This window comes from Actinoplanes sp. TFC3, assembly GCF_001553785.1.
Classification (GTDB): Bacteria; Actinomycetota; Actinomycetes; order Mycobacteriales; family Micromonosporaceae; genus Actinoplanes.
In genome coordinates this window covers 4,349,370-4,357,683 of record NZ_LOJP01000001.1, presented here as the reverse complement: position 1 = coordinate 4,357,683, position 8,314 = coordinate 4,349,370, and the positions used below count along the sequence as shown (strand labels likewise).

Sequence of the window (8,314 nt, the reverse complement as noted above, 5' to 3'; positions counted from 1 at the left end):
GGGGGGGCTTTCCGGGGGGGCGATTGTGCCCGTACCGGTGGGGGTGTGGGGGGGGGGGGCGCTGAAGTCCGCCCCGCCGCTGCCGCAGGGGCACCGCGACGCCCTGGCCCGGCTACGGATGGGCCGCGTCGAGAAGGTGGTGCTGCGCTTCGACGAGCACTTCTGGCCGGTGAGCAGCTCCGGCTACTACCGGGTGCACGGGCCTGGGGACGGCGACATCTGCGAGTGGCTCGATGCCACCGCGACCGACGGGGTGCCGGCGTTGGTGGGGTTGTTCGCCGGGCCCTGGCTGGACGAGGTGTGGGACGGCTCGGACGCCGAGGTGGCCGCCCGTACGGAAGCGATCCTCCGGTCCGCTGCGCGATAGCACGCCAAAGGGCCGCGCCACCGGGGGGATTGGCAGCGCGGCCCTTTGGCAGGGGCGGGGCTCAGGCGCTCAGGATGAGCGCGGACAACACCATGCCGATGACCGCACCGGCAACACCGGCGGCGGCGGCGTACCAGCCGAGCGGGCGGTCGCCGAGCGAGCCGCCGACCACGCCGAGCACAACGGCGGCCAGCCCGAAAATGGGCGGGAAGAACAGCAGCGCGAGAGCCGCGAAAACAAATCCGATAATGGTGCACACCCGGGCTGCGGTAACGCCGGAACGAGTGGGCCGAGTAGTGGTGACCTGCGCCATTGCTCTTTCTCCTCCGTGTGGACCGATGCTGTATTGCTACGCCCCATCAGCTACCCACAGTGGACGGGAGCTAATCCTGCTTCACCGGCTGATTGCTGTGCTTGCGGGCCTCTTGCACATCGGCCATCAAATGGTCCCAGTCCGGTTCGGCGCGAAACGGTCCCAGTGGCAGCCGGCGGCCGACCCGGGCGTTCTCGTATTCCCACCAGGCGGCCACCCGCACCGGCCACAGCCCCACGCGCAGCGCCCCGGCCAGGAAGCACCGGTGGGCCAGCAGCGTCGCGGCCAGCATGTCGTCGTCGAACTCGGCGCCCAGCTCGTCGACCGCGCGGCCCAGCGCCCGCACGTCGCGGTGCATCTCCGAGTAGGCGATCAGGTCGGGCATCGCCGGCACCCGCACGTCGGCCCCGGGCAGCAGCATGTCGTGCGCGTAGGCCGGCATGAACACCACGTCGTCGACCGTGATGATCAGCGGAAGCTCCTCGTGACCTCGGCGGACGCCGATTTCCAGGCCTGGCGCGCCGGTGGGCACGATGATCTGCTCGAAGCCCAGTACGTCGCGGATCGCGAGGCGCACCGAGTCACCGATGGCGGGGATGTGGACGGTCACCATGCCGGCGCGCACCGATACTTCAGTGCCGGGGAGTTCGCCGAGCAGACCCACTAGAGCTTCACTGTGCACGCGGTAGTTATACCCAATCGAAGCGACGTTTTCTTAGAGTAATCATGTCCCTACCGAATGTAATATTTACGGGTATCGAAAATATGCGTGCACTAGCCTCCGAGTACTACGCACCCGCGCACTTGTCCCGGCCGGGAAACAGACAAAGAATCGGTTCATGACGGTCGGTAAGGCGGATCTGCCCTATCCCTATAACCAGGACTTCTCGGGCATCGTCACCCGCGTGAAGGGTGTCCGGGAGGCCACGCGCGCCGCGCTGGTCAACTCGCCGAAGGTGGCCTCCTACCTCAAAGCCGGGGCCAACCTCGTCGAGCAGAACCTCGGCGCGTGCGGTGCGGGGGCCGTCACCGAGGCCGGCCGCAAGCAGTACTGGTCCGGGCTGCGCTTCCTCACCGAACGCGCGCTGGCCGGCGAGATGGAACGCCTCGAACCACCGTTCCTGCGCCAGAAGGGCGACGGGCCCTACCGCGCGACCTGGGCGAGCCACGACGACTACCTCAACGACTTGCTCACGTTCCTGTTCCACGCGATGAACTACGACCCGCAGTACGACGCCGAGGTGGAGACGCGCGGCTGGCTGGACGACGAGGAGAGCTTCGTCGACGCCATCGACCGCGCCACCTACGCCGAGCTCGCCGCGATCTGCCGGATGCCGCTGTTCCGGCTCCAGCTGATCATGGTGGCCACCGCCGATCGCAACGACGGCATCCACGACGCGATCGCCAACCAGTACAGCGGCGCGCTCGGGCCGTGGAAGAAGATCTACGAGTCCACGTTCGCCTCGCGCGGGTTCCAGTTGCGCCCCGGCGTCACCCTGGACCAGCTCGCCTACATGCTGGCCGCGGTCATGGAGGGCTTCGCCCTGCACCACCTCGGCGATCCGGGCGCCGGCATCGTCGACGACGAGCGCGGCGACAACCTGGTCGGCATGGCCGTACTCGGCATCCTCAACAGCTACCTCGAGCCGGTCGCTGAACCAAGCGGTCTGACCTTGCGTGAACAGTTCCGTACCACCTCGAACCGGGTGCGCCCCGCCGATCGCACTCTTGAACAGAGCGAGGACCCGCATGACCAGCACCACTGAGCCGGCCACCGTCCTTGCCGAGCAGCGCCCCGGGTTCTGGGAGCGCCAGAGCGACGTGATCATGCGCCGCCCGCTCAACGAGTGGACCTTCACGCACATGAACTGGCTGATCCCGACCGAGCGGGTGGCCTGCGGGACCGAGTTCCTGCCGCTGTCGGTGGCCGGGGTGCCGCTCAATGTGACCTACCGCTTCGACGAGCACGACTACAGCCTGGGCGATCTGCACCGGCGCACGTTCACCACGGCGTTCGTGGTGCTGCACCATGGCCGCATCGTGCACGAGAGCTATCCCGGGGCGTTCGCCGGGCCTCGTACCCGGATGCAATTGTTCTCGTTGTCCAAGTCCGTCACCTCGATGCTGTTCGGCATCGCGCTGGCCGAGGGCGCGATCGGCAGCGTCAAGGATCTGATCACCGACTACCGGCCCGATTTCACCGGTACGGCCTATGCGGACGTGACGCTGGCCGATCTGCTCGACATGAGCAGCGGCGTGGGCGAGCTGGAGAGCTGGATCGCCGACAACGCCTTCATCCGGGCCTTCGAACGCGCGGTGATCAGCGGCGGTGACGTGCCCGCGATCATCCGGTCGGCCCCGCGCACGGCCCCGATCGGCGAGCGCTTCAACTACTCCACGTTCGACGCGCAGATCCTGAGCTGGGTGCTGGAAGCGGCCACCGGTCAGACCCTGGCCAGTTACGCTTCCTCGCGGCTGTGGAGCCGGATCGGCGCCGAACGCGACGCCTACTACGGGCTGACCCGCTCGCATCCGCGCACCGCTGTCGGCGCCGGCGCGTTCAACGCCACCGCACGCGACCTGGCCCGCCTCGGGCTGCTGATGGCCCACGACGGCCGCTTCGCCGGCGAACAGATCGTGCCGCGCGACTGGGTGCGCCGCAGCAGCGGCACCGACCTGCCACACCTGGCGGTCGGCGCGCTCGGGCCCAGCGGCTACGACCACTACGGCTACGCCAACCAGTGGTGGACGCTGGGCGAGAGCTGCTTCTACGCCTTCACCGGGCTCGGCGTGCACGGGCAATACCTCTTCGTCGATCCCGCGGCCGACGTGGTCATCGTCAAGTGCAGCGCCTGGCCCACCGAGGACGACCCCGAGCGCGACCGCGAGACCATCACCGCCCTGCGCCGGGTGGCTGACCACCTGGCCTGACCTCACGCCTTGTCCTGCAGAGCCCGACCCCCGCACGGGTCCGGCTCCACCCGAGCCTGGCTCCCGCCCGAGCCGGCTCACCCCGAGCCCGGCCCCCGCACGGGTCTGGCTCGGCTCGCCGCGGATCCGGCCGGCCCCCGCCCCGGCCGGATCCGCCGGCAGAGCACCACCCGTCTCCGCATCAACGCCGATGCCCGGCGGTGCTGCGCGCTGTCCCGATATCGTCCGTCAATACCATTCAAAGGCCCCATAACGCCCGGAAAGGTTTTCCTCCCATGCGCCTTGCCTTCCGCCTGGTTGCCACCGCCCAGGCTGCTCTGCTCGCCGTCGCCGGTGTGGTGCTCACCGGCACCACACCCGCCTCGGCCCTGCCGGTCGCCGGCACCGTGATCACCTCGGCCAGCGTCGCCGTCCCACCGGAATACACCTCGATCGCCACCGCCAAGAAGATCCAGTACGTGTCCAGCGCCCCCAACGGCACCCTGCTCACCACCTCCGGGCTGGTGTTCACGCCGAAGACGAACAAGCAGAACCGCACCGTCGTCTGGGCGCACGGCACCACCGGGCTGGCCGACAAGTGCGCGCCCTCGGTCAACGGAGACGTGTTCTGGCCCGAGGCCCGCGCCGCCGTCCTTGAGCTGCTGCGCCGCGGGTGGACGGTCACCGCCCCGGACTACGCCGGGCTGGGCACCGCGGGCAACCACCCGTACCTGGTCGGGCTCAGCGAGGCCCGGGCGATCATCGACAGCGCCAAGGCCGCCCGCAACCTGGACAGCGCGCTGAGCACCCAGTACGCCGTCGACGGGCACTCCCAAGGCGGGCAGGGCGCGTTGTTCGCCAACCAGATCGCCCCCTCGTACGACGGCGCGCTCGTGCTCAAGGGCAGCGCGGCCATCGCCCCGGTGTCCAACCTCAACCTGATCGCCCCGCAGATCCCCGGCACCCCCGGGCAGGGCTACCTGGTGATGGCCCTGTACGGCATCAACGCCATCGAGCCCACGTTCAACCCGAACACCTACCTCGCCGCCCCGGCCCGCGCGAAGGCCCCGGTCCTCGCCTCCGAGTGCCTGTACAAGATCCTGGACGCGTACGCCCCGCTGACCCCGGCCGAGCTGGTGCCCAACGGGGTCGTGCCGCAGATCGTGCTGGACAAACTGGCCCAGTACGGCAACCCGGCCACCTCCGCCCCGAGCGCGCCGATCCTGATCGTGCAGGGCACCGACGACGAGGCCGTCCCGTACGACATCACCGCCGGCCCGCTCGTCGACGAACTGCACACCTACGGCGCCCCCGAGCAGTTCGTCACGGTCAGCGGCGCCAACCACGACGGTGCCGTGTTCGCCACCACCACGTCGGTCGCCGACTGGATCGCAGCGCACTTCAGCTGACCCTGAACCGGTTCCTGGGGAGGGACCGGCGAGACCCCACGCGGCCCGGTGCCGCGTGGGGTTTCGTCGTACCTGGGTCAGGCCAGTACCAGCTCAGGCCAGCCCGGCGGCCAGGTCCATCAGGTGACCGAGCACGTGGTCGCCGTTGACCCGCAGGCCGTCGTGCTCGTACTCGTTGGTGACCCAGGTGCGCACGTTGCCGACCTCGGCGGCCGTCTGCAACTGCAGCCCGGCGTCGACGTACATGTCGTCGTGGTAGATCGCCGCCACCACCGGCACGTCGTTGGCGGCCAGGCGTGCGTGGTCGACCAGCGCCGGCCAGTCCTCGGTGGTGGCGAGCAGGTCCGCGGCCCCGGCGAACGGGCGCAGAGCGGCGATCTCCTGGAACATCCACGGGTAGACCATCTCGCCGGTGAACAGCAGCGGATCTGCGTCGGCAGCGAACGCCGGGTGCTGGGCCAGCGCCCGGTGGGCCGCCCAGCGCGTGGCCGCGCCCGGCGCGCCATAGCAGTACTCCTGCAACGCGAACAGGGCCTGGTCGACGAAGCCGGTCTCGATCATCATCGCGTACCGGAAGCGGTCGGTGAGCTCGGCTTCTTCGAGCAGCCAGTGCACCTTGGCGAAGCTGGTGCTCATGCCGAAGTTGAAGCCGAGCAGCCGCAGCCGCTGGGCGGTGAGCCGGTCACCGTCGGGCAGCCGGATGTCCTCGGCGGTGAGCCGGTCGGCCAGGGCGCGCACGATGGCGATGTCCTCGGGATAGGCGCGGTAGTAGGCGGCGTTGCGGGCTGCCACCCGGGGATAGGTTCGCGCGTAGACGTCGTCGGCGGTGGCGTGCAGTCCGGGCAGGCCACCGGTGATGTAACAGGTGCCCAAGGCGTGCGGGGCGATGGAGAGGTAGGACAGGGTGATGAAACCGCCGTAGCTCTGCCCGAGCGTGTCCCACTTACGGTCGCCGGCAACACGCTCCCGCAGGATTTCGGCGTCGCGCACAATGCTGTCGGTGCGCATTGTTCGTACCCGATAAGCGATTTGCTCGTCCGTGAGCCCTTGCACGGTCTGCGCTGTCAGCGGCGTGCTGCGCCCGGTTCCGCGTTGATCGAGCAGAAGCACTCGATGGGTACGAAGAGCGCGCCGCAACCACGCATCTTGACCGTGCGGTCGTGGCCCCGGCCCACCCGGACCGCCTTGCAGAAACAGCAGCCACGGCAGGTCGTCGCGCACCCGGTCGGCGGCCACCACCTCGCGGGCGAAAATGTCGATGGTTTCGCCGCCGGGGTCCGCATGGTCCAGCGGCGCCGCGACGACGTGATCTGTGAGCACAATTCCCGGATGAGCGAGCACAGCTGTCTATCATCCATCACCATGGGCGCAAAGACAGCGATGCTGGCGATCGACGGCATTGAGCAGGACCAGATCCAGCGGTACGTCCACACCTTGCGCCCCGGCGAAGTCATTCACGCCGCCGGTCAGGCCCCGCTGGCCGACGCCGTTTATCCCGCCGCCGACGACCTCATTTACGCCGTGCCCCTGCCGCGGGCCGCACTGTTCTGTTCGCTGCCCTTCCTGGATCTGCTCCCCTCGGAGATGCCCGATCATCTGATCGCCGCCGCGGCCGGCCGCCGAATGGTGCTGCACTGCATGCACTCGGTTTCCGACGCGCTGACCTTCGCCGTGTGGGAGAACGGCACCCTGGTGCGATCCCTGGGCGTCGCCGCGGATTCCGGCGTCTACGAGGAGATCGGCGACCCACTGGCTTTCGAGGTGCCGTTCTGGGCCGGCGACCACCCCGCGGGCGACGATTATCCGTTGCCGTTCCACCCGCTGGATCTCGGTGAGGCAGCCATTCCGGCGTTGCTCGGCATCGAGGACATCTTCCTTTCCGGGATGCCCACGCAGGCGTTCCGGATCAGCTGAGGCGCACCGGGGTCAGGACCGGCCGTCCATTTCCTGGGCCACCGCCTCGGTGCGGACGGGATCGGGGCGGGTGCTGGTCAGCGGGACCCGGGCCGTACCGCTGAGGCTGCCCGAACCCGCCCGCAGCGGCACCTCGTGATCCTGCTCGAGTTCGTCCTCGAGGTCCTCGGCCGAGGGGGCGCGTTTGAGGGCGAGCACGAGCAGCCCGGCCAGCACGATCAGCACCAGCGCCATCAGGATGATGTTGTACGGCTCGGGTGGCAGCGTGGAACCCCAGTACGCCAGCGCCGCGGTCAGCGCCGCCACCGGCATGGTGATCACCCATGCCACGGCTACCCGGCCGAAGATCGACCAGTGGACGGTGCCCGCGCGGGTGGCGGTGCCGGCTCCGGTGATCGCGCCGGCCACGGTGTGCGTGGTGGACACCGGGGCGCCCAGCGCGGTGGAGGCGAACAGGGCCGCGGCGGTGGCGGTCTCGGCGGCGAACCCGCTCATCGGGCGCAGCTGGGTGATGCGGGTGCCCATGGTCCGCACGATGCGCCAGCCGCCGGACACAGTGCCCAGTGCGATAGCGGCGTACGCGGCCAGCTCCACCCACAGCGGGATGGGCAGCGCGCCGCCGGTGCCGTCGAGGTGCCCGGTGGCTACGAGCAGGGCGGCGATGACCCCCATCGTCTTCTGGGCGTTGTTGCCGCCGTGGGCCAGCGCCACCGCGGCCGACGAGCCGAGCTGGGCGAACCGGAAGCCGCGTTCGGTGCGCTGGGCGTCGGCGCGGCGCAGCAGCAGGCGCAGCAGGCCCATCACCAGCGCGCCGAGCAGCAGCCCGGCGATCGGGCTGAGCACGATGAACAGCGCGGTCCGCTGGACGCTGGCCCCGTGGATGGCGTCCGGGCCGCCGCGGGCCAGGCCGGCGCCGACCAGCGCGCCGACCAGGGCATGCGACGACGAGGTGGGCAGCGCCTTCCACCAGGAGAGATAGTTCCAGCAGACCGCGCCGAGCAGGGCGGCGAACACCACTGGCAGGCTGAAGTACTGCATCTTGACGGTCTGCCCGACGGTGTTGGCGACCGCGGTGCCGACGATCAGCAGCGCGGCGAAGTTGAACAGCGCCGCCCAGGCCACGGCCACCCGGGGACGCAGCACATGGGTGGCCACCACGGTGGCGATCGCGTTGGCCGAGTCGTGGAACCCGTTGGTGAAGTCGAACAGCAGCGCCAGCACGATCAAACCGAGGAGCGCGGCCAGGGTGACATCCATGCCGCCCGGCTACCCACCCCCGCCATGACCATCCGGGCTGACATCGTCACTCACCGAAACAGTGTGGGGATCGGCGGGCCACCCCGGCGAGCAGATCGGCCACCTGCACCCCCGGGTCGTCGCGCGAGTCGGCCATCACCAGCC

The 8,314-nt window shown here is 69.6% G+C and carries 9 protein-coding genes; 5 read left to right on the top strand and 4 right to left on the bottom strand.

What is annotated here, in order from left to right:
- The coding region (locus TFC3_RS19580; RefSeq protein WP_173745335.1) for an FAD-dependent oxidoreductase at nucleotides 1–367 on the top strand (367 nt) is incomplete at its 5' end.
- A 61-nt stretch (nucleotides 368–428) separates the two neighbouring features.
- On the opposite strand, the gene TFC3_RS19575 is transcribed toward TFC3_RS19580, so the two are convergent.
- Together TFC3_RS19575 and TFC3_RS19570 are read right to left on the bottom strand one after the other, a co-directional pair.
- Nucleotides 429–680 carry a hypothetical protein gene (locus TFC3_RS19575; protein WP_067501922.1) on the bottom strand — a complete coding sequence of 84 codons (252 nt, stop codon included), beginning with the start codon at nucleotides 678–680 and terminating at the stop codon, nucleotides 429–431.
- A gap of 70 nt (nucleotides 681–750) precedes the next feature.
- Nucleotides 751–1,362 (bottom strand): hypothetical protein, encoded by a 612-nt coding sequence (locus TFC3_RS19570; RefSeq protein ID WP_067501919.1) that lies wholly within the window; start codon nucleotides 1,360–1,362, stop codon nucleotides 751–753.
- Nucleotides 1,363–1,519: 157 nt separating this feature from the next.
- Here TFC3_RS19570 and TFC3_RS19565 point away from each other — a divergent pair, with 157 nt between their 5' ends.
- The 3 genes from TFC3_RS19565 (at nucleotide 1,520) to TFC3_RS19555 (ending at nucleotide 4,999) form a co-directional block, all read left to right on the top strand.
- Nucleotides 1,520–2,446, top strand: coding sequence for a hypothetical protein (locus tag TFC3_RS19565; protein WP_067501916.1), 927 nt, complete (start codon nucleotides 1,520–1,522; stop codon nucleotides 2,444–2,446).
- Complete coding sequence (locus TFC3_RS19560; protein ID WP_067501913.1) at nucleotides 2,430–3,611, top strand: serine hydrolase; 1,182 nt, start codon at nucleotides 2,430–2,432, stop codon at nucleotides 3,609–3,611. The genes TFC3_RS19565 and TFC3_RS19560 overlap by 17 nt, the downstream gene beginning before the upstream one ends.
- A 275-nt stretch (nucleotides 3,612–3,886) precedes the next feature.
- Nucleotides 3,887–4,999, top strand: a complete 1,113-nt coding sequence (locus tag TFC3_RS19555; protein WP_067501910.1) for an alpha/beta fold hydrolase — start codon at nucleotides 3,887–3,889, stop codon at nucleotides 4,997–4,999.
- Nucleotides 5,000–5,092: 93 nt separating this feature from the next.
- On the opposite strand, the gene TFC3_RS19550 is transcribed toward TFC3_RS19555, so the two are convergent.
- Nucleotides 5,093–6,340: an alpha/beta fold hydrolase gene (locus TFC3_RS19550; RefSeq protein WP_067501907.1), complete on the bottom strand. Its 1,248-nt coding sequence runs from the start codon at nucleotides 6,338–6,340 to the stop codon at nucleotides 5,093–5,095.
- Here TFC3_RS19550 and TFC3_RS19545 point away from each other — a divergent pair.
- On the top strand, nucleotides 6,329–6,913 hold the full coding sequence (locus tag TFC3_RS19545) for a hypothetical protein (RefSeq protein ID WP_153040304.1): 585 nt from the start codon (nucleotides 6,329–6,331) through the stop codon (nucleotides 6,911–6,913). The two genes, TFC3_RS19550 and TFC3_RS19545, sit on opposite strands and share 12 nt — an antisense overlap.
- A gap of 12 nt (nucleotides 6,914–6,925) precedes the next feature.
- Here the strand turns inward: TFC3_RS19545 and TFC3_RS19540 are convergent, their stop codons facing one another.
- A complete protein-coding gene (locus TFC3_RS19540; protein ID WP_067501903.1) occupies nucleotides 6,926–8,170 on the bottom strand; it encodes an inorganic phosphate transporter in 1,245 nt (414 codons plus the stop codon).
- Between the last annotated feature and the right edge of the window lie 144 nt (nucleotides 8,171–8,314).